At 61.7% G+C, this 18,986-nt stretch carries 21 protein-coding genes; 11 read left to right on the top strand and 10 right to left on the bottom strand.

Going from position 1 to position 18,986, the window contains the following annotated elements; genetic code table 11:
- Positions 1-128: 128 nt before the first annotated feature.
- Positions 129-1,751 (bottom strand): MFS transporter, encoded by a 1,623-nt coding sequence (locus E4T63_RS16950; RefSeq protein WP_027611735.1) that lies wholly within the window; start codon positions 1,749-1,751, stop codon positions 129-131.
- A gap of 125 nt (positions 1,752-1,876) precedes the next feature.
- A complete protein-coding gene (locus E4T63_RS16945) occupies positions 1,877-3,544 on the bottom strand; it encodes a GMC family oxidoreductase (RefSeq protein WP_135296086.1) in 1,668 nt (555 codons plus the stop codon).
- Between the two features lie 133 nt (positions 3,545-3,677).
- Here E4T63_RS16945 and E4T63_RS16940 point away from each other — a divergent pair, with 133 nt between their 5' ends.
- The 6 genes from E4T63_RS16940 (at position 3,678) to E4T63_RS16910 (ending at position 8,120) form a co-directional block, all read left to right on the top strand.
- Entirely contained in the window at positions 3,678-4,562 is an 885-nt protein-coding gene (locus E4T63_RS16940) for a LysR family transcriptional regulator (RefSeq protein ID WP_135296085.1), read from the top strand.
- 444 nt (positions 4,563-5,006) lie between these two features.
- Positions 5,007-5,354, top strand: coding sequence for a metalloregulator ArsR/SmtB family transcription factor (locus E4T63_RS16930; RefSeq protein ID WP_135296084.1), 348 nt, complete (start codon positions 5,007-5,009; stop codon positions 5,352-5,354).
- Between the two features lie 25 nt (positions 5,355-5,379).
- Complete coding sequence (locus E4T63_RS16925) at positions 5,380-5,850, top strand: arsenate reductase ArsC (RefSeq protein ID WP_135296083.1); 471 nt, start codon at positions 5,380-5,382, stop codon at positions 5,848-5,850.
- Between the two features lie 12 nt (positions 5,851-5,862).
- A complete protein-coding gene (gene arsH / locus E4T63_RS16920; protein WP_135296082.1) occupies positions 5,863-6,561 on the top strand; it encodes an arsenical resistance protein ArsH in 699 nt (232 codons plus the stop codon).
- Positions 6,562-6,633: 72 nt separating this feature from the next.
- Positions 6,634-7,473, top strand: coding sequence for a helix-turn-helix domain-containing protein (locus tag E4T63_RS16915; protein ID WP_135296081.1), 840 nt, complete (start codon positions 6,634-6,636; stop codon positions 7,471-7,473).
- A 68-nt stretch (positions 7,474-7,541) separates the two neighbouring features.
- On the top strand, positions 7,542-8,120 hold the full coding sequence (locus E4T63_RS16910; RefSeq protein ID WP_135296080.1) for a LysE family translocator: 579 nt from the start codon (positions 7,542-7,544) through the stop codon (positions 8,118-8,120).
- Here the strand turns inward: E4T63_RS16910 and E4T63_RS16905 are convergent.
- Genes E4T63_RS16905 through E4T63_RS16875 form a run of 7 tightly spaced genes read right to left on the bottom strand, consistent with a single transcriptional unit; the run spans position 8,091 to position 14,412 of the window.
- Complete coding sequence (locus E4T63_RS16905) at positions 8,091-9,485, bottom strand: ATP-binding protein (protein WP_135296079.1); 1,395 nt, start codon at positions 9,483-9,485, stop codon at positions 8,091-8,093. The two genes, E4T63_RS16910 and E4T63_RS16905, sit on opposite strands and share 30 nt — an antisense overlap.
- Entirely contained in the window at positions 9,482-10,144 is a 663-nt protein-coding gene (locus E4T63_RS16900; protein ID WP_098964413.1) for a response regulator, read from the bottom strand. The genes E4T63_RS16905 and E4T63_RS16900 overlap by 4 nt, the downstream gene beginning before the upstream one ends.
- 11 nt (positions 10,145-10,155) lie before the next feature.
- On the bottom strand, positions 10,156-10,800 hold the full coding sequence (locus E4T63_RS16895; protein ID WP_135296078.1) for a tetratricopeptide repeat protein: 645 nt from the start codon (positions 10,798-10,800) through the stop codon (positions 10,156-10,158).
- Positions 10,797-11,606, bottom strand: a complete 810-nt coding sequence (locus E4T63_RS16890) for an SDR family oxidoreductase (RefSeq protein ID WP_098964411.1) — start codon at positions 11,604-11,606, stop codon at positions 10,797-10,799. The genes E4T63_RS16895 and E4T63_RS16890 overlap by 4 nt, the downstream gene beginning before the upstream one ends.
- Positions 11,593-12,267 (bottom strand): TenA family transcriptional regulator, encoded by a 675-nt coding sequence (locus tag E4T63_RS16885; RefSeq protein ID WP_135296077.1) that lies wholly within the window; start codon positions 12,265-12,267, stop codon positions 11,593-11,595. Before E4T63_RS16885 ends, E4T63_RS16890 begins: the two co-directional genes overlap by 14 nt.
- Positions 12,264-13,745 (bottom strand): AMP-binding protein, encoded by a 1,482-nt coding sequence (locus E4T63_RS16880; RefSeq protein WP_135296076.1) that lies wholly within the window; start codon positions 13,743-13,745, stop codon positions 12,264-12,266. Before E4T63_RS16880 ends, E4T63_RS16885 begins: the two co-directional genes overlap by 4 nt.
- The gene (locus E4T63_RS16875) at positions 13,735-14,412 is read right to left on the bottom strand and encodes a thermostable hemolysin (RefSeq protein WP_098964408.1); all 678 of its coding nucleotides are present in this window, start codon (positions 14,410-14,412) and stop codon (positions 13,735-13,737) included. The genes E4T63_RS16880 and E4T63_RS16875 overlap by 11 nt, the downstream gene beginning before the upstream one ends.
- 207 nt (positions 14,413-14,619) lie before the next feature.
- Between E4T63_RS16875 and E4T63_RS16870 the strand changes: the two genes are divergently transcribed.
- From E4T63_RS16870 to E4T63_RS16845, 5 genes are all read left to right on the top strand, one after another.
- The gene (locus tag E4T63_RS16870) at positions 14,620-15,168 is read left to right on the top strand and encodes a cytochrome b (protein WP_098964407.1); all 549 of its coding nucleotides are present in this window, start codon (positions 14,620-14,622) and stop codon (positions 15,166-15,168) included.
- Positions 15,169-15,371: 203 nt separating this feature from the next.
- Positions 15,372-16,283, top strand: coding sequence for an SEL1-like repeat protein (locus tag E4T63_RS16860; protein WP_135296075.1), 912 nt, complete (start codon positions 15,372-15,374; stop codon positions 16,281-16,283).
- A gap of 55 nt (positions 16,284-16,338) precedes the next feature.
- Positions 16,339-17,226: a tetratricopeptide repeat protein gene (locus E4T63_RS16855; RefSeq protein ID WP_135296074.1), complete on the top strand. Its 888-nt coding sequence runs from the start codon at positions 16,339-16,341 to the stop codon at positions 17,224-17,226.
- A 107-nt stretch (positions 17,227-17,333) separates the two neighbouring features.
- Positions 17,334-17,546, top strand: coding sequence for a DUF4287 domain-containing protein (locus E4T63_RS16850; RefSeq protein WP_135296073.1), 213 nt, complete (start codon positions 17,334-17,336; stop codon positions 17,544-17,546).
- A gap of 13 nt (positions 17,547-17,559) precedes the next feature.
- Entirely contained in the window at positions 17,560-18,039 is a 480-nt protein-coding gene (locus E4T63_RS16845; protein ID WP_135296072.1) for a GNAT family N-acetyltransferase, read from the top strand.
- Between the two features lie 239 nt (positions 18,040-18,278).
- Here the strand turns inward: E4T63_RS16845 and E4T63_RS16840 are convergent, their stop codons facing one another.
- Positions 18,279-18,818, bottom strand: a complete 540-nt coding sequence (locus E4T63_RS16840) for a thioesterase family protein (RefSeq protein WP_095136509.1) — start codon at positions 18,816-18,818, stop codon at positions 18,279-18,281.
- Positions 18,819-18,986: the final 168 nt, after the last annotated feature.

Here is an 18,986-nt window from a genome sequence, read left to right as displayed (position 1 = left end):
ATTGTGGCGAGGGGATTCATCCCCGATGGACTACGTAGTAGTCCCCTTTTTCACGGGGGCGCTACGCACCCCATCGGGGATAAATCCCCTCGCCACAGGTTTTTTTACCAAAGGATCATGTTTCAGATTCAGTTCTTATCGAGATCGATATTCTTCGTCTCCCGCAAACAAATCATCCCCACCACTAAGCTCACCCCGGTGATCAGCACCGGGTACCACAACCCATAGAAAATATCCCCGGTGTACACCACCAGCGCGAACGACACGGTGGGCAGGAATCCACCAAACCAGCCATTGCCGATGTGATACGGCAGGGACATCGAGGTGTAGCGGATGCGGGTCGGGAACAGTTCGACCATCAGCGCCGCGAGCGGGCCGTAGCACATGGCCGAGATGATGATCAGTGCGACGATCAGCGCCACGATCATCGGTTTGTTGATCTGTTGCAGGTCGGCCTGTTGCGGGTAGCCGGCGAGGGTCACCGCGCCGCGCAGGGCCGATTCGTCGTAGCCGTCGATTTTCACGTCGCCGACGCTCACCTGCACGCCGCTGCCCGCCGGGGCGGCGACGCTGGAGTAGGGCAGGCCCTGCTTGACCAGGAAGGTCTTGACCTTGTCGCACGGGCTGTCGAATTTGGCCTTGCCCACCGGGTCGAACTGGAAGGTGCAGGTGGCCGGATCGGCCAGCACGGTGATCGGCGCCTGACGGCTGGCCTGATCGATAGCCGGGTTGGCGTAATGCGCCAGGGATTTGAAGATCGGGAAGTACAGCGCAGTGGCCAGCAGCAGCCCGAGCATCAGCACTGGTTTGCGTCCAACCTTGTCCGACAGCCAGCCGAAAATGATGAAGAACGGCGCACCGATCACCACACTGATGATCAGCAGGCTGTTGGCCACCGCCGGGTCCATTTTCAGGAACTGGGTGAGGAAGAACAGCACGTAGAACTGCGCAGCGTAAAAGGTCACCGCTTGCCCGGCGTTGATGCTGAACAGCGCGATCAGCACAACCTTGAGGTTCTCCCATTTGCCGAAGGATTCGCGGATCGGCGCTTTCGAGGCTTTGCCTTCTTCTTTCATTTTCAGGTACGCCGGCGATTCGTGCAGGCTCAGGCGGATCCAGGTGGAAATGCCCAGCAGCACGATCGACAGCAGGAACGGAATGCGCCAGCCCCAGACTTCAAACTGATCGCCAGTGAAGTAGCGGCAACCGAGCACCACCAGCAACGACAGCAGCAGGCCGAGGGTCGCGGTGGACTGAATCCAGCTGGTGTGGAAACCGCGTTTGCCGATTGGCGCGTGTTCCGCCACATAGGTCGCAGCGCCGCCGTATTCGCCGCCCAGCGCCAGGCCCTGAAGCATGCGCAGCACCACCAGAATGATCGGCGCGGCAATGCCGATGCTGGCGTAGGTCGGCAACAGGCCGACGCAGAACGTGGCGATACCCATCAGGATGATCGTGGCGAGGAAGGTGTATTTGCGCCCGATCATGTCCCCCAACCGACCGAACACCAGCGCCCCGAACGGCCGCACGATAAACCCGGCGGCGAAGGCCATCAGCGCGAAGATGAACGCGGTGGTGTCGTTGACCCCGGCGAAAAACTGCTTGCTGATCACCGCCGCGAGGGCGCCGTAGAGAAAAAAGTCATACCACTCGAACACCGTCCCCAGAGACGAGGCGAAGATGACTTTCTGCGTGGCATTGCTGGTGCTGGCGCCGCTCGCGGCGTCCAGCGGCTGAGCGTGTTCTGACATGTCGGTATCCCTCACAGTGATTGTTTTTGTTGTTCCACTGGTGTTGCGTGTCCGGGTGTTGCGCGTTGCCTTGAATGCTGTTGATTCCTGTGGGAGGGGGCTTGCTCCCGAAGGGGCTGTGTCAGTCAAATCATGGGTGAATGACACTCCGCTTTCGCGAGCAAGCCCGCTCCCACACTGGGGCTGTGAACAGGTCCTGAAAGGATCAACTGTGCCGCCTTCTCGGCAATCATCAGCGTAGGCGAACAGGTGTTGCCTGAGGTGATGCGCGGCATGATCGAGGCGTCGGCGATGCGCAGGCCGGGCACGCCATGCACGCGCAATTGCGCGTCGACCACCGCGTCAGCGTCACTGCCCATGCGACAGGTGCCGACCGGATGGAAAATCGTCGTACCGATGCGCGCCGCCGCTTCGTGCAATTGCTCCTCGCTTTGCAGGCTGTCGCCGGGCAGATACTCGACCGGTTTGAACGCTTGCAGGGCCGGGGCGCTGACGATGCGTCGGGTCAGGCGGATCGCGTCGGCGGCCACGCGCAGGTCTTCAGGATGGCTGAGGTAATTGGGTTGAATCAGCGGTGCTTCCTGCGGGTCTGCCGAACGGATGTCGATGCGCCCACGGCTCTGCGGACGCAGATCACACACCGACGCGGTGAACGCCGGAAAGCTGTGTAACGGCTCGCCAAAGCGCTCCAGCGAGAGCGGCTGCACGTGGTATTCAAGGTTCGCCGAGGTCTGCTCCGGCCCGGATCGGGCAAACGCTCCGAGCTGACTCGGCGCCATCGACAGCGGCCCGCTGCGGTCATACAGATAACGCAGGCCCATGCCCATCTTGCCCCAGACGCTGCCGGCGATCTGATTCAGGGTTCGAGCGTTCTGCAGTTTGTAGATCAGGCGCAGTTGCAGGTGATCCTGCAGATTGCCGCCGACCCCCGGCAGCTCATGAATCACCCCGATGCCGAGGCGTTCCAGTAACGGACGCGGGCCGATCCCGGAGCGTTGCAGAATGCTCGGCGAACCCACGGCGCCAGCGCAGAGGACGATTTCCTTGCGCGCCTTGAAGCTTTTCACCTGGCCTTCGTGACGCGCGCTGACTTTTGAAGCACGGCCGTTTTCCAGCAGCACCCGATCCACTTCAACCCCGGTCAGCACCGTCAGATTGGTCCGCTCGCGAACAGGTTTGAGAAAAGCCTTGGCCGCGTTCCAGCGCACCCCGGCCTTCTGGTTGACCTGAAAGTAGCCGCAACCCTCGTTGTCGCCCTGATTGAAATCGTCGATGCTGGCGATGCCGCTCTGCTCGGCGGCGCTGCGAAAGGCGTCGAGAATCGGCCATGACAGCCGCTGTTGCTCGACCCGCCATTCACCCTGGGCACCGTGAAATTCCGCGGCGCCGGCAAAATGGTTTTCGCTCTGTTTGAACAGCGGCAGCACGTCGTTCCAGGCCCAGCCCGAATTGCCTTCGGCCGCCCAGCCGTCGTAGTCACCGGCCTGGCCGCGCATGTAGATCATGCCGTTGATCGAGGAGCAGCCACCGAGCACTTTGCCGCGTGGGTAGCTCAGGCTGCGACCTTGCAGGCCGGGTTGCGCTTCGGTCTTGAAGCACCAGTCGGTGCGCGGGTTGCCGATGCAGAACAGGTAACCCACGGGGATGTGAATCCATGCGTAGTTGTCGCGTCCGCCGGCTTCGAGCAGCAACACCCGCTGCTGTTTGTCTGCCGACAGTCGATTGGCCAGCAGGCACCCGGCGGGGCCGGCGCCGACCACGATGTAGTCGTATTCTTCAAGGGAAGTCTGCATTCCCTGACCTCGCTTTTTGTTTTTATTGTCGGACACTCTAGTTGTTAGCTTTCGTTAAAAGAATGTTAGTTTTTGCGCAGCCGCTGTGCGTTTTCAAACAGCCAGGATTGACCATAGCTGACAAGGACACCCCATGTTCGACTGGAACGACCTGCGGTTCTTTCTGGAGTTGCAACGCAGCGGCCGCCTGCTCACCGCTGCCCGGCGCTTGAACACTACTCACGCCACCGTGGCCCGACACATCGAGGCCATCGAGAAAAGCCTCGGCACCGCGCTGTTCGTCCAGCACGCCCAGGGCTATGAAATGACCCCGGCAGGCGAGGCGCTGCTCAAGCACGCCGAAGCCATGGAGAACGTCGCGCTGCTGGCCCAGGAAGAAATCACCCAGTCAACCGCACCGCTGGGCAAGATCCGTGTCGGCGTCACCGAAGGGCTGGGCATCAAGTTTCTCGCCAGCCGGATGATCGGCCTGTTCGAACGTTATCCGGGGCTGGAAGTGGAACTGGTCGCCGTGCCGCGCTTCGTCAGCATCCTCAACCGCGAGGCGGAAATCAGCATTCATCTGGAGCGCCCGGCAGCGGACATGCTGGTCACGCGCAAGCTCACCGACTATCGATTGGCGCTCTACGCCAGCCAACGCTACCTCGACAACGCACCGCTGTTGCGCAGCCGCGAAGACCTCGCGCGGCATGCGTGGATCGGTTATGTCGATGATCTGCTGTTCAGTCAGGAACTGATGTTCCTCAACAGCTTCTGCCGCAGCCCGCGCGTGGTGTTCCATAGCACCAGCGTGATCGCCCAGCAGGAAGCGGCGCGCTCGGGATTGGGCATTGCGGTGTTGCCTTGCTACATGGCCGCGTCGGACCCGGATCTGGTGGCGTTGCTGCCGGATGACAGCATCGAGCGCAGTTACTGGATCAGTACCCGGCGCGAGCTGCACAAGTCAGTAAGGTTGCGGGTGGTCTGGGATTATGTCGTCGGCCTTTGCGAGGCGGAGCAGGGCCTGTTGCGCGGCTAGTCCTGCCCCGCACAAATCCCCCTGTGGGAGCGGGCTTGCTCGCGAAAGCGGTATGTCTGTGACGTAGATATCGACTGACGCTACGCCTTCGCGAGCAAGCTCGCTCCCACAGGGTTCTGCGGTTGCTGCCGGATGACAGCATCGAGCGCAGTTACTGGATCAGTACCCGGCGCGAGCTGCACAAGTCAGTAAGGTGCGGGTGGTCTGGGATTATGTCGTCGGTCTTTGCGAGGCGGAGCAAGGCCTGTTGCGCGGCTGATCCTGCCCACACAATTCCCTTGTAGGAGTGAGCCTGCTCGCGATAGCGGTGTATCAGGCGACTTCTGCTTCACAGTCATGCCGCTATCGCGAGCAGGCTCACTCCTACAAGGGATCGCATCTGGGGTTGAATAATATATGGATATCCGTATATTCGGTTTTCCATATGTTCGAGCCCGCCCCCCCATGCTCACCCCCACTGAACTGTTCAAAAGCCTGGCCGATGAAACCCGTGCCCGCGCCACCTTGCTGATTGCCGAGCAGGGTGAGCTGTGTGTCTGCGAGCTGATGTGCGCCCTCGACGACAGCCAGCCGAAAATCAGCCGCCACCTCGCGCAACTGCGCAGCAATGGGTTGTTGCTCGATCGCCGTCAGGGTCAGTGGGTCTATTACCGGCTCAACCCGGAGCTGCCGGATTGGGTTCACCAGATCCTCAAGATTACCGCGACGGCCAACGCCGATTGGCTCAAGGACAATGCCTGTCGCCTGCACAACATGGACGGCCGTCCTGCCCGCGAAACCGCGTGCTGCTGAACTTCTAATATCCCCGGAGCTATCCATGCGTGTCCTGTTCATGTGCACGGCCAACAGTTGCCGCAGCATCCTTTCCGAAGCCATGTTCAATCATCTGGCACGCGAGGGTTTCGAGGCGGTGAGCGCCGGCAGTTTCCCAAAAGGCCAGGTGTTGCCGCGCAGCCTGACGACGCTGCAACAGACCGGTATCGCTATCGACGGTTTGTACAGCAAAGGCAACGACGCCTTTGAAGGCAACCCGCCGGACATCGTCATCACCGTCTGCGACAAGGCAGCGGGCGAAACCTGCCCGGTGTACTTCGGCCCGGCGATCAAATGTCATTGGGGGCTGGAAGATCCCTCTGATGTGAGCGGTGACGAGGCCGCAGTGGATGCGGCGTTCCGTGCCACGCTGGCGATCATCGAGCGCCGCTGCGCAACCTTCCTCGGTCTTCCTTTCAAATCACTCAGCCGCGTTGAGCTTCAGCGCGAACTGGATCGCATCGGCTCCCTCTGAGCCGGAGGACGTATGTCAGAGCTCCTGCCCAATCTTGATCACAGCCTGTTCGAAGGCCGGATCACATCACCTTCGCACGAACACAAACCACGCATCCTGCTGCTCTACGGTTCGACCCGCGAACGCTCCTTCAGCCGTCTACTGGTGGAGGAGGCCGCACGCTTGCTGGAGCACTTCGGTGCCGAGACGCGCATCTTCAATCCGTCCGGTCTGCCGTTGCCTGACGACGCCCCGGTCGACCATCCGAAAGTCCAGGAACTGCGCGAGCTGGTGCTGTGGTCGGAAGGTCAGGTCTGGTGTTCGCCGGAACGCCACGGCGCGATGTCGGCGGTGTTCAAGGCACAGATCGACTGGATTCCGCTGGAGCTCGGCGCGGTGCGTCCGACCCAGGGCAAAACCCTCGCGGTGATGCAGGTCTGCGGCGGTTCGCAGTCGTTCAACGTGGTCAATCAACTGCGCGTGCTGGGGCGCTGGATGCGCATGTTCACCATCCCCAATCAGTCTTCGGTGCCCAAGGCGTTCACGGAATTCGATGAGGCGGGGCGCATGAAACCTTCGCCGTTCTATGATCGCGTGGTCGATGTAATGGAAGAGCTGGTGAAGTTCACCGTGCTGCTGCGCGAGCGCCAGGATTTTCTGGTGGATCGCTATTCCGAGCGCAAGGAAAGTGCCGAGCAACTGATGGCGCGGGTCAATCAGCGCTCGATCTGAAATGCACAAACCTTCTAGCCTCAACCCGCCAATTGTGGATTACTGGCCCCAGCCCACCACTGTACGCACGCCATGAGCAACTGGATCGACCTTGCCCGCGACCGGGAGACCGGCATCGAAACCCTGCACGCGCATTTCGCCGGGCATGCGCACGCCTACGATCCGCACTGGCACGAAACCTACCTGATCGGCTTCACCGAGCAAGGTGTGCAGCGTTTCAACAGCCGTCGGGCGCGGCATGACAGCACGCCGGGCAAGGTGTTCATGCTTGAGCCCGGCGACATCCATGACGGCGATGCGCCGAGCCCGGACGGTTTCACCTATCGCATGCTCTATCTGCAACCGGCATGGCTGGAGCAAGCGCTGGACGGTTTGCATCTGGGCAGTTACGGCAGCGGCTTGCCGGGGATCGGCAGTGTGCTCAACGATGATCCCGAACTGGCTCGCGCCACCTTGTTTGCCTTCAATGCGCTGCATCAGCAGGACGTGCGCATGGTGCGCGATGTGGCGCTGGATGCCTTGCTCGAACGACTGGCGATTCATCTGTACCGGCGACCGCAACCGACCGCTGCCAACCACGCGCCATTGCTCGCCCGGCAGGCACGCGATTACCTGGTGACCTACCACGAACAGGACATCAGCCTGCAAACCCTGGCCGACGTCTGCGGCACCGACCGCTTTCGTCTGACGCGCGCGTTCAAGGCTGCCTATGGTCTGGCGCCACACGCGTGGCTGATCCAGCTACGTCTGAGCCGTGGCCGGCAGATGCTTGCCGCCGGCATGCAGCCAGTGGAAGTCGCCGGCCGCCTCGGCTTCGCCGATCAAAGCCATCTCGGCCGCTGGTTCGTGCGTGCCTACGGCATCACGCCGGGCGCCTATCAGCAACGCGCCATTGGCACCTTTCGACGCTGAACAAACGTTCAAGACCGTCACCTTGCTCGACCATCACACTTAGCCCTGACTTTCTACAGGGCCGTGCCATGCTTGCGTTCATCCTCTTTGCCTTCGTTGCCTCGATCACCCCGGGGCCGACCAACCTCATCGTGCTCAGCACCAGCGCCCGACGCGGCTGGCGGCCGTGCCTGCCGATCATTCTCGGCGCGGGGGCGGGCGCTGCGTCATTGGTTTGGGTGGCCGGCGCAGGCGCCAGCACGCTGATGCTGCCCGGCGTGCGCCCGGTGATCAGTGCGCTGGGGATGTGCTGGATGCTGTGGCTGGCGTGGCAGATTTTCACCGCGCCGGCCACCGCCATCGATCCCACTGCCGGCGAGGAAAAAGCCGAACTGAGCTTGCTCGGCGCCGCGCTGTTGCAATGGGTCAACCCCAAGTCGTGGATGATGTCGATTGCGGTGATCAGCGTATTTACCGCGCAAGGGCAGGGCTTGAACGCGTTGTGCCTGGCGTTCTTTCTGGTGTCGTTGCCGTGTCTGGCGCTGTGGGCGTTGCTCGGTCGCGGTGCGGCGCGCTGGTTGAGCAATCCGGCGCAGTTGCAGTGGCTGAACCGGATTCTGGCGGTGTTGCTGGTGGTGTCATCCGCCGCTGCGTTGCTGCACAACTGAGCCAAGAGGCATCGACAAGGTGGCGCGCAAGCCGCCCTCAGGCCGGTTGACCAAGGTAATCCGCCCGCCCAGACGCAATGCGATGGTGTTGACGATGGTCAGCCCCAAGCCCGCACCTTGTGTGTTGCCGCGGCTGTAAAAGCGTTCGAACAGACGCGCCCGATCCGCTTCGTCTATTCCCGGGCCCTGATCCTCCACGCTCAGCAGGCACCAGCCCTCGGCCTGGCTCAGTTTGACCGTGATCACGCCGTGCTCCGGCGAGAAGTTGGCGGCGTTGGTGATCAGGTTGCCCAGGGCAATGTCGATCGCAGCGGTACTGGCCATGACGTGGAACGGTTGTTCGCCGTCCTCGAAGGCCAGTTCCAGGTGTTTGCTCAACAGCCACGGCGTCAGTTGCACGAGGCTGTTGCGCACGGTTTCGCTGAGGTCGATGCGTTGCAGCGGCGGCGGGTTGGATTTCGGTTCGAGGCGGGCCATGGTCAGCAACTGGTTGACCAGACGGCTGGTGCGGTCGACGCCGGAAATCAGAAACTGCAACGACTCGCGGCGCTCCTGTTCGGTACCGGCCTCCAGCAGGTTTTGCGCATGCACCCGCAGCACCGCCAGTGGCGTGCGCATCTCGTGGGCGGCGTCGGCGATAAACCGTCGTTCGCGGCCAAGCACTTCTTGAATCTGCGCGAGCATGCGGTTGAGCGCCGCCTGCATCGGTTCCAGTTCGCTGGGCAGCGGCGTCAGTTGCAGCGGCTCCAGCGAGCCGCTGTGTCGGGCGCGCAAGGTTTGCGCCATGTTCGCCAAGGGCCTGAGTCCCCAGCCGATCGCCAGCCAGACCATCGCCGCGAGTATCAGGCTGCCGAGCACGTTCGGCCACAGCGTGTGGCGCACGATGCGATCAACCAGATCGGCGCGCACATCATCGCGTTCGCCGACCCAGATGCGCAGACCGTTCTGCGGGTCTTCGAGCATGAAGGCGCGCCAGTGACGGTTGTTCAAGTCGACCACATCGCTGAAGCCCGGCTTCGTCGGCGGGGCGGTGAACGACGGGGCACTGGCGGTGTGCACCAGCACCTCGTTTTTCGGGTTCCACACCTGGAAGGCGATCTTGCTTTCGTAAGGATGGCCGTCGACGCGTGGCTTGGCTTCGCCGAGCGCCTGATTGAACGCCTGATACAACTGCGAGTGATCCTTGCTCGCCATCGGCATGCGCATCACGCCTTGCAGCAGGCGAGCGTTTTGCGCCAGTTGCGCGTCGTAGACTTCGGCGATTTCGTGGTTGCTGTCGTGCAGGTTGAACACGCTGAGCACCGCAAGACCGGCGAGCAACAGCCCGATGATCGGCGTCAGCGTACGGCGACGAATCGAGGTCATCGACGCTCCTCCACCAGATAACCCACACCGCGAATGGTGCGGATCAGGTCGGTGGAGAATTTTTTGCGCAGGTGATGGATGTGCACTTCCAGGGTGTTGCTCTCGGCTTCTTCGTTCCAGCCGTAAAGCAACTGGATCAGTTGGTCGCGGGTCATCACCCGGCCCGGCGGCGAGAGCAATTCATGCAGCAACTGATATTCCTTGGGCGTCAGCGCGACAGGTTGACCCTGATAGCTGACCTGCTGGGTGCCGGGGTTGAGGCTGATCCCGGCGTGTTCGATCAGCGCCTGGGCGCGCCCGGCACTGCGACGCAACAAGGCGCGCAGGCGTGCCTTGAACTCATTGAGGTCGAAGGGTTTGACCAGATAGTCGTCGGCGCCGGCGTCCAGCCCGGCGATGCGGTCTTCGGTGGCATCGCGCGCGGTGAGGATCAGCACCGGCAGGTTCGAACCGCTGTCGCGCAGACGGCGCAGCACTTCGAGGCCGTCCATGCGCGGCAGGCCCAGATCGAGTACGGCAACGTCAAAGGTTTCACTGAGCAGCGCATGCAACGCGCTGCTGCCATCCTTCAACCAATCGACGGTGTAGCCCTCGCGCCCCAATGCCTGATGAATGCCTTCACCGAGGGCTACGTCATCCTCAATCAGTAATAAACGCACGCGGACTCCTGTCAGTCGAGTTTCTTGTTCACATCCACCAGCAGGGCGGCGATCTCTTTGCGGCGCCCGGCGTCAGCGGTTTCCCGGCCCGGGCGCGGTGCAGCCTGCTGAGCCTTGAGCAGCGCGACCCTGGCTTCAGCGTAGCGCTTCTGACGGTAGAGGTGATCGCCCCAGAAGTACAGACTGTCGATGCCCTCCGGATTCAGTTGCAGCGCTTGCTTGAGCAGTTGCTCGGCCTTGTCGCTGTCGCCGAAACCGATCGGCCAGCCCGGGACGCGATCATACAGCGCGGCGAGGCTGGTGTAGGCCGAGCCTTGCAAGGCTTTGGGGTCGAGTGTCAGGGCTTTTTCCAGATCGGCCTTGGCGTCCTTGGCCTTGCCCAAGGCACCGAGTCCGCCCTGAGCGCCGGCCCAGCTGCTGGTGACGATGCCTTTCCAGATCCACGCTTCGGCCACTGCCGGACGCTGGGTGGTAAAGGCAGTGGCTTCGGACGACAACTGCTCGAACGCGGCGGCGCGCTGTTTTTCTGCCACTTCATATTGGATGTGCGCCCAGCTCTGCTGGATGCCGTTGAGGCGTTGCTGATCGGCAGGTTCCAGCGCCCAGACGCTTTGGCTGAGGGCGGCGAGCAACAGGCATGCGGAAAGTCTTTTCATGATTTTGGCGGCTCGTTGTCAGGTTTCTCACTGAGGCGGCGAATCAGCGGCAACTGCTTGCGCAGGCCTCGATCCACCAGATGTGGCAGCAGATTGTTCAGGCGTACGAAGAAGCGCTCCGGCCAGCCCAGATACAGGTCGCGGCGGTCGCCGGCGATCGCGTGGATCACCGCCGAGGCGACGGTTTGCGGGTCATCGACGTTGGCCTTGAGCGCATCGTTCAAGGCTTGCGCCGCCGCACTGTTCATCGAAGTGCGCGTGGCCCGGGGCGCGACGTAAAGCACGTTGACCCGGGTGTCGGCCAGTTCGCGGCGCAGCGCTTCGGAGAATCCGCGCAGGGCGAACTTGGTCGCGCAATAACTGGCGTAACCGGGGTAGCCGATCGAGCCGTAAGTGGAACCGACGTTGACCACCATCGCGCTGTCGGCCTGTTTGAGCAGTGGCAGCAGCAGTTTGGTCAGGCACATCGGTGCGCTGATGTTCACCGCGAGCATTGCGTTGATGTCGCTGTCATCCAGCTGTTCAAGCATGGCGAAATGATTGACCCCGGCCGCGTTGATCAGCAGGTTGATGCCGCCAATGGCTTCGGCGGCGGCCAGCACTTTGCGCCGGTCGCTGAGGAAGGTCAGGTCGGCGGCGACCCAGCACAGCGAATTCGGGTAGCGCTCAAGCAACGGCGCCAGCGCCTGCTCATGCCGCGCCACCGCCAATACCTGGGCGCCGGCGGCGCACAAGGCCTCGGTGATGGCCATGCCGATGCCGCCACTGGCGCCGGTCAACACCACCCGCGCATCACGCAGCTGCATGTTGAGCCTCCGCGTCACGTGGCAGGCCACGGAACATGTCGGAGTACAGGCGATAGACGACTTTCGAGGCGTGGATCACCGCTGCCTGATCCTCTGGATCTTCCAGCTGATTCATCAAGTGGCGATAGGTTTGCATGTGCTCGATGTCCAGAGAACCGTGCGAGCTGAGGTAGCTGAACGCGGTGTCCGGCAGCGCCAGACGCTCGCGAATGCTCCCCGCCGCATGTGTGGCCAGGGCGATGCTGGTGCCTTCAAGCACATTGACCATGCCGAACAGGCCCACCGGATTGCCTCGGGCGATCAAGTCGTAGAGGAAACTGACCATCAATTCGATCGGCAGCGATGGCTGCCCGTCGCGCACCGCGTTGCGATCACCGCCACACGCGGCGATGTCGTTGAGCACCCACTGTTCATGGCCGTATTCGTCTTCGATGTATTCGCAGACGGCCTTGCGCAGCCACTCCAGCCGTGTCGGCAGGCGCGCGCCGCAGGCCATCATCAACGGCACGGTGTGGCGCACGTGGTAATACGCCTGAGCCAGAAATGCCCGATAGCTTTCCAGGCTGACCTTGCCTTGCAGGGCATCGAGGATGATCGGCAGGTTGAACAGCTCGTGACGTTCCTGCTGCGTGGCTTCTTGCAGGGTGTCGAAAAAACTCATGATGCGGACTCCTCGGAAACAGCGGATTCAGTCAATTGGGCGTGGTACAGCGCGACAATCGCCTCGCGGCGCGGGCGACCATTGGCGGTGAGCAAACCATTGGTGGCGGTGAACGGTTGCGGCAGGCGCGTCCAGCGGTGCACCTGGGCGTAATCGGGCAGGGCTTCGTTGGCTTCGGCGACCGCTGCCGCCAGCTCCGCGTCGCTGCAATCGGCACGGTGCGGCCAGAGCAAGGCGTGGTTGTGCGGCAGGGCCTCGCCGTAGACGAAAGCCTGGGCGATATGGCGGCGCTGGGTCAGTTCCGACTCGACCCATTCCGGGTTGACGTTGCGCCCGAAACTGGTGACGAACTGGTGCTTCTTGCGGCCCTTGAGGTAGAGGAAACCTTCGGGGTCGAACTCGCCCAGATCGCCGCTCGGCCACCATTCATCAGCGTATGGCGCGTCCCCCAGATAACCGAGCAGCGCCGAGCCCTTGATCAGTACTTCGCCGTCTTCGGCCAGGCGCACTTCAACGTGCGGCAGCGGCTGGCCGACGCTGCCCGGACGCCGTGCGCCGGGGCGATTGAGGCACACCACCGAGGCGCATTCGGACAAGCCATAACCTTCGAAAACCGGCAGGCCGACACGCTGCGCTCGGTGCAGCAAGTCCTCCGAGACCCGCGCACCACCGACGGCGGCGAAACGCAGTTTTTGTGGATCGAAGGCTTTCTGTTCGGCAGCGCTGACCAACATCAGCAACAGTTGCGGCACCAGAATCAGACTCTCCGGCGCACGTCCGGCCAGATAACCCAGCAGGTGCGGTACATCGACGCCGCTGGCGCCCTGTATGCCCAAGGTTTTCTGGCTCGGCAGACTCAGCGTCGCACCGGCGTACAGCGCGGCGTAGCAGCCGAGGTTTTCCAGCAGAATCGCCAGTGGCAGCAACGCCAGATGATGCTGCGGATCGGTGGATTTGCTCGCTTGATCCAGCTCACGCGCCACACGCAGCAAACTGTTGGCGCTCAGGCACACGCCTTTCGGTGTGCCGGTGGTGCCGGAGGTGAAGGTCAGTTTGGCGGTGCCGGCTGGCAGGCGATTCGGGCCATCGAACGTGCGGCACCAGAACTCACCATGCTTCTCGTAACCGGCGGCGAGCAGTTCGGCGTCCAGCTCCGGTTCGGCAATCACCCGTTCGGCCTGGCTCTGTTCCAGACAATGGGCCCGTTGCGCGGGGCTGAAAAACGCCGGCAGCGTCACGCAGGTCAAGCCCTCGAACAACACGGCCAGATCCCACAGCATCGCATCGACGCCGTTATCCAGTGCCAAGGCGATCACCTGCGCCTGTTCATCGCGCAGGCGCTCCTGGCGATACAGCACCTCGGCGTAAACAGTGGCGTAATCGAGTTTCAGCGTATCGCCCCACAGCGCGGTGCTGTTGTCATTGCGCCGGGCATGGTCGCGCAGGGTTTCCTGGAAGCGTTGCAGTTCAAGCGACATGGCAGGCTCCTTCAATCGAGGTCGGCAGGCCCAATCGAGTGAACAGGCCGATATTGCGCAAATGGATGAAGCCGGCGCGGATGTTGCCGACGTGCACCCACGGCTTGCTTTCGTAATAACTGCCCCAGTGTTGACGCTCGTCACCCAGGCGATCCGGGTCGGCGGCGCATAATGTCACTGGCTTCAGACCGAGCCGATGGAAGCTGTTGACCAGCCCGATGTTGCCGGTGAACGTCACCCATTCCAGGCCGCCCATGGCCAGCAGGTAGGTGATGGCGATGATGCTCATGCGTGCGCTGCCGGTGTCGCTGGCGGCGAGGTTGCCGACTTCGACGATGCCGGTGCGATCCACCGGACGATCCGCCGCAGCGCTGATCAACGGTTCGATCGGTTCATCCAGATAGCGCTCGAGAAACAGCGGCTCTTGATGTGCACGACGTACACCGGCCACCGCACACAGCTCACCGTCGCCGTTGTGCATGCCGAACAGCTCGGGCATAAAGTGCCGAATGTCGGCGCCGTGGGCTTTGCGAAAACGCTGCTGGATGAAAGCTTCGAAAGTCTCTCGCAGCGCGTCGTCGGGCAAGGCGCCGGTCAACGTCATCTGCGGCGTTTCGGCTTGACCGAAGCGCAGGGGCAGGGGAATGTTCCAGTCGAAATCGGGCATGGGCAGAACGCCTCCCTCAATGATTTGAGCGCAGTATCGGAGGCGTTTCTTAACGAAGTCTGAAGGTGAAAAAAGGTTAATCAACGGGCAATCTTCAGATTGTCTTAAGACTGCAAGGGCAGGGTGGCCCCGTCGGTTCGCCCTGCAACCGGATCGAGACTGTCGAACGAATCGACCGTCACTCACGACAATCACGAGGCGCTACTTATGACCCGCGACACCGCCGTAACCCGTTATGGAAAACTGTCAATTACGTTGCACTGGCTGATGCTGGCGCTGTTCGTCGGCGTCTATGCCTGTGTCGAAATCAAGGGCTTCATGCCCAAGGGCAGCGAAGCGCGCGGCCTGCTGATGGGCTTCCACGGCCTGTTCGGCGCGAGCATTTTCGTGCTGGTGTGGGTGCGTCTCCTCGGCCGCTTGAGCCCACGCCCGCCGATCACTCCGAAGCCGCCAGCCTGGCAGACCGGCATCTCGCACCTGATGCACCTGGCGTTGTACGTGCTGATGATCGCCACGCCGATCCTCGCCTGGCTGATGCTCGCCGCGGCCGACAAACCCTTCCCGTACTTCGGCTTCCACGTCCCGGCACCAGTCGCCATCGACCCGGACTTCGCCAAACAGCTCAAGTACTGGCATGAAACGCTGGGCAGCGCCGGCTACTGGCTGATCGGCTTGCACGCGGCGGCGGGGCTGTTTCACCACTACTGGGTGCGGGATAACACGCTGGTGCGGATGTTGCCGGGCCGCACCGAATAACCCTGAGCCCCTTCAACCCCCAATCCCTGTGGGAGCGGGCTTGCTCGCGAAGGCGGAGTATCAGCCACTGATGATTTCGGCTGACACGACGCCTTCGCGAGCAAGCCCGCTCCCACAGTTTTTGTGGCGTGTTCGAGTGCTTGGACTTCAGGTTTTGCACCTGCCTGCCGATGAAATCTGCACGATTTCAACGGATGCCATTCATGAACAAGGTTGTTGCTCTACTGGCACTCACCGCCCTCATCGCAGGCTGCAAAACCAACAGCGCTTATACCCAGGTCGCAGATTTTCCCGCTCTGCGTTGCTTCGCCTACTGGGATGATAAAGCCATCACCTCGCTGGAAGTCAGCTACATCCGCGACCTGAGTCAGAGCGGTAACCTGCCGTGCACGATCATGCTGGGCAACCTGTACGAGAAGGGGCGCGGTGTGCCCCAGGACATTTCCAAAGCCAAGGCCCTCTATCAAGCCGTGGCCGATAAAGACGCCAGCGCCTATGGCCAACTTGGGCGCATGGCCGAAGAAGGCATCGGCGGGCCGGTCAATGACACCGATGCGCGGCAGTTTTATCAGCGTGCCGTGAGCAAGCCCGAGCAGCAGCGCAGTGAAGCCAAACTGGCCAAATACATGGAGGACGGGCGCGGTGGCCCGCAGGACCTGCAAGGCGCGCTGACGCATTACTTCAACGCCACGCAGTATCTCGGTGATGACGCGTGGCAAGGCATCGAACGCCTGCGCGCCAAAGGCTTGCCTCTGACGATCGAGCAGCAACAGCGCTATAACAATCTCTTTGTCAGCAGCGTGCAAAGCGGCCTCAAGAAACGGGTCGCCGCCATAGAGAAGTCTCTGGAGAACAACGTCAATTCGACGTCTGCCACCAAACCGGTGCAAGTACAGCTGGAGCACACCCCCGGCGCATTGGCCTCGGTGGTTTCGATACGGCAAAGCTCGGGCGATAGCGCCCTTGATCAAAGAGTCATGCAAGCCTTCAGCGATTATCGCTTTCCCGGTGACCCGATCATGCCACCGGGCCAGAAGAGCTATCAGGCGATCCCGATCGTCAGGACGGACGGCAAGAGTCCGCGGCAGAGATTTGACGAGAGCAGAAAGAACTGAGTCTTCCCTCGATTGAATCAGCTCCAACCGTGGCACCTTAAAGCGATATGAACGGATGACCCTCATGAACAAGGCAGTTGCTATTCTGGCCCTCACGATCCTCGTTGCAGGCTGCAAAACCACTCCACCCACTCCTCAGGAAGCAAGTCTCACCGGCACTCGCTGCCTGCTGTTCGCCAAGGTGAGTGACCTTTCCGCCGATCGCGTCGACTACATCCGCGACGCCAGCAACAACGGCAACCTCAACTGCAAGCTTGCGCTCGGCGCTTTGTATGAGTTTGGTCGTGGCGGTTTATCGGCGGATTTGCGCAAGGCGCGCTCCCTGTATGAGTCTGTCGCTACGGTGGACGGCGCCGGTTATGAGCAACTGGCGCGCATGGCCGAGGAGGGCCGCGGGCAGACGCCCGACGCTGTCGAGGCGCGACGGCTTTATCAGTTGGCGCTCGCACACCGAGAAAGCTTCAACAGTGAGTTCGCGCTGGCCCGGTTGATGGAAGAAGGCCGAGGTGGCCCGCAAGACTTGTCCGGGGCGCTGACGCATTACCTTAATGCCACCCAGCAAATCGATGACCAGGCTTGGGCCAGTGTGCAGCGGGTCCGTGCCCAGGGGTTGACCCTGACTGCCGAACAGACACAGCGTTACAACGAAAAATGGTACGACGCTGTTAGCACCAGTCTCGCAAGTACGGTGTACGACACCGAGTTGCTGTTGAACAGACAGATCAAACCCGGCACCGCGAATAAACCGGTCACGTTGGAGGCGAAAGGCAAACCCGGTTCGCTGGTGCCGCAACTCACCTTGGTCGAAAGTTCTGGCAATCACGACGTGGACCAGGCCGTACTGAAGGCACTCAGCGAATACCGCTACCCCGCGCTGCCGATCCTCAAAGCAGGGCAGGAATCGTGGTCATCCGAATTCCCGGTGAAGGTCGGCGTGAACTGATCGGGCTGGCCGGGCCACTTGCCGGAACAGCGTCCCGCGTCCACTCTATGACCTGCCGACAAGGAGCGTCCGCCGACCCTCCGTCGTGACCCAAGGGAGCTGGCAGCATGAGCGAAGACAACAAGGTAATAGGCCCGGCGTCGTACTTTCCCGCTATCGAAAAAAAATATGGCCAGCCTATCGAGCACTGGCTGAACCTGCTCGCCGGCATCACCGACAAGAAGCACATGGAGCTGGTGGCGTGGCTCAAGGAGGAACACGGCATGGGCCACGGTCATGCCAACGCCTTGGTTGCGCATCATCTGACGGTTAAAAAGTGAGGGCAGGGCAGCGATGATTTTCTCCCACCGGCCAGTGACGGCCGACGACGTCAACACCCTCTGCAGCTTTCCGCAAGGCGAACAAGAGCTGTTCTTCATGTTCCCGAAAGCGAGCTTCCCGCTGACGGAAGAGCAGATGCACACCGCGATCAGCCAGCGCTTCGACTCCACGGCGTTCTTGGCCAACGGCGAGTTCGTCGGCTTCGCCAACTTCTACCGTGCCGAGCACGACGGCGTCTGCTGCATCGGCAACGTCATCGTCGCGCCTTACGCCCGGGGCCAGGGTGTCGCTCGCTACATTGTCGAAACCATGACTGCGGTCGGCTTTGAAAAGTACGGGGCAAGGGAAGTGCAGCTGTCCTGCTTCAATGAAAACACGGCGGGGTTGCTGCTCTACCCGAAACTCGGCTTCGTGCCGTTCTCCATCGAAGAACGCCCGGCACCGGGCGGCAGACGCGCAGCCCTGATCAACATGACCCGCCACCGCCAATAGCCATCCCCCAATCCTTGTGGGAGCCGGGCTCGCCCGCGATGGCGCCAGCCCGGCCAGACGTGCTCCCGAGCCTTGCGCAGAACCTGTGGGAGCTAGCCTGCTAGCGAAGACGCCAGCCCAGTCAAAACGAGTTCCCGAGCCTGACCGCGAACCTGTGGGAGCGGGCTTGCTCGCGAAGACGCCAGCCCAAACGACACCGTACTGCATCCATAAACACGATCATCCAGGCACCCGATGACTCAAACCTCCTCACCCCTAAGCTGACGGCTCATCAGATCACAACTCGCCGACCACGACGTCAACCACTCCGGCATCTCGGGCGACTGTTCAGGCAACCCCAACTCCCTGACAAACTCACCCGGCGCAATCGTGCCTTTCGCCGAACGAAACAGCCCACGCATGACCACCACGCCGATCACCCGTCCCTTGCTCACGAAGCGATGCTCCATGAAGCTCCATTTGTCGTCCCAGCCAAGCATCCGGCTGTGAATTTCAAACGCTTCGAACAGCTTCAGCTCACGCCGAAATTTACCCCAGGTATCGCCAACGATCGGCAACGCTTTAGCTCGCAGCGCCACCCGAAACGCGCCACTGCGCAACACAAAATCCATGCGCCCGACATCAGCCATGGTGAAGTAGCGACCATTGGTGACGTGCCGATTCAAATCAAGATCCAGCGGCCACACGCGCATGCGGATAACGGTGGATTCCAGCGCATTGACAGGCTTGCGCCACGGTCGGCGAAAAAGCATGCAGAGCAGTCGAAACCACAAATTCATCAGTACGTCAGCCAGTTGAAAAGAGCGCTGCACTCTAGCGAGCCGGGCGATGGCGAGGTAGGTGTGTAAATGACTTTTTTGGCCGGAACAGTGCATTCCGATCATTGCCGGTTGGGTGCTGGATCGGTAGCTCGTTCAACCGGCGGATAAACAGGAAATAATCGGGAT

The sequence above is a fragment of the Pseudomonas fluorescens genome, assembly GCF_004683905.1.
GTDB classification, from domain to species: Bacteria; Pseudomonadota; Gammaproteobacteria; order Pseudomonadales; family Pseudomonadaceae; genus Aquipseudomonas; species Aquipseudomonas putida_A.
Note: the sequence above shows the minus strand (reverse complement) of the source record. Positions and strands in the feature narration are given on the sequence as shown.

Excerpts from the sequence above, each read along its gene's own strand:
- E4T63_RS16925 (WP_135296083.1), top strand. The coding sequence starts at position 5,380 with ATGCGTGTCCTGTTCATGTGCACGGCCAACAGTTGCCGCAGCATCCTT.
- E4T63_RS16875 (WP_098964408.1), bottom strand. The coding sequence starts at position 14,412 with ATGCCCGATTTCGACTGGAACATTCCCCTGCCCCTGCGCTTCGGTCAA.
- E4T63_RS16850 (WP_135296073.1), top strand. The coding sequence starts at position 17,334 with ATGAGCGAAGACAACAAGGTAATAGGCCCGGCGTCGTACTTTCCCGCT.
- E4T63_RS16950 (WP_027611735.1), bottom strand. The coding sequence starts at position 1,751 with ATGTCAGAACACGCTCAGCCGCTGGACGCCGCGAGCGGCGCCAGCACC.
- E4T63_RS16940 (WP_135296085.1), top strand. The coding sequence starts at position 3,678 with ATGTTCGACTGGAACGACCTGCGGTTCTTTCTGGAGTTGCAACGCAGC.
- E4T63_RS16840 (WP_095136509.1), bottom strand. The coding sequence starts at position 18,818 with ATGAATTTGTGGTTTCGACTGCTCTGCATGCTTTTTCGCCGACCGTGG.
- E4T63_RS16870 (WP_098964407.1), top strand. The coding sequence starts at position 14,620 with ATGACCCGCGACACCGCCGTAACCCGTTATGGAAAACTGTCAATTACG.
- E4T63_RS16895 (WP_135296078.1), bottom strand. The coding sequence starts at position 10,800 with ATGAAAAGACTTTCCGCATGCCTGTTGCTCGCCGCCCTCAGCCAAAGC.
- E4T63_RS16885 (WP_135296077.1), bottom strand. The coding sequence starts at position 12,267 with ATGAGTTTTTTCGACACCCTGCAAGAAGCCACGCAGCAGGAACGTCAC.
- E4T63_RS16930 (WP_135296084.1), top strand. The coding sequence starts at position 5,007 with ATGCTCACCCCCACTGAACTGTTCAAAAGCCTGGCCGATGAAACCCGT.
- E4T63_RS16910 (WP_135296080.1), top strand. The coding sequence starts at position 7,542 with ATGCTTGCGTTCATCCTCTTTGCCTTCGTTGCCTCGATCACCCCGGGG.
- E4T63_RS16880 (WP_135296076.1), bottom strand. The coding sequence starts at position 13,745 with ATGTCGCTTGAACTGCAACGCTTCCAGGAAACCCTGCGCGACCATGCC.
- arsH (WP_135296082.1), top strand. The coding sequence starts at position 5,863 with ATGTCAGAGCTCCTGCCCAATCTTGATCACAGCCTGTTCGAAGGCCGG.
- E4T63_RS16845 (WP_135296072.1), top strand. The coding sequence starts at position 17,560 with ATGATTTTCTCCCACCGGCCAGTGACGGCCGACGACGTCAACACCCTC.
- E4T63_RS16855 (WP_135296074.1), top strand. The coding sequence starts at position 16,339 with ATGACCCTCATGAACAAGGCAGTTGCTATTCTGGCCCTCACGATCCTC.
- E4T63_RS16915 (WP_135296081.1), top strand. The coding sequence starts at position 6,634 with ATGAGCAACTGGATCGACCTTGCCCGCGACCGGGAGACCGGCATCGAA.
- E4T63_RS16890 (WP_098964411.1), bottom strand. The coding sequence starts at position 11,606 with ATGCAGCTGCGTGATGCGCGGGTGGTGTTGACCGGCGCCAGTGGCGGC.
- E4T63_RS16945 (WP_135296086.1), bottom strand. The coding sequence starts at position 3,544 with ATGCAGACTTCCCTTGAAGAATACGACTACATCGTGGTCGGCGCCGGC.
- E4T63_RS16905 (WP_135296079.1), bottom strand. The coding sequence starts at position 9,485 with ATGACCTCGATTCGTCGCCGTACGCTGACGCCGATCATCGGGCTGTTG.
- E4T63_RS16860 (WP_135296075.1), top strand. The coding sequence starts at position 15,372 with ATGAACAAGGTTGTTGCTCTACTGGCACTCACCGCCCTCATCGCAGGC.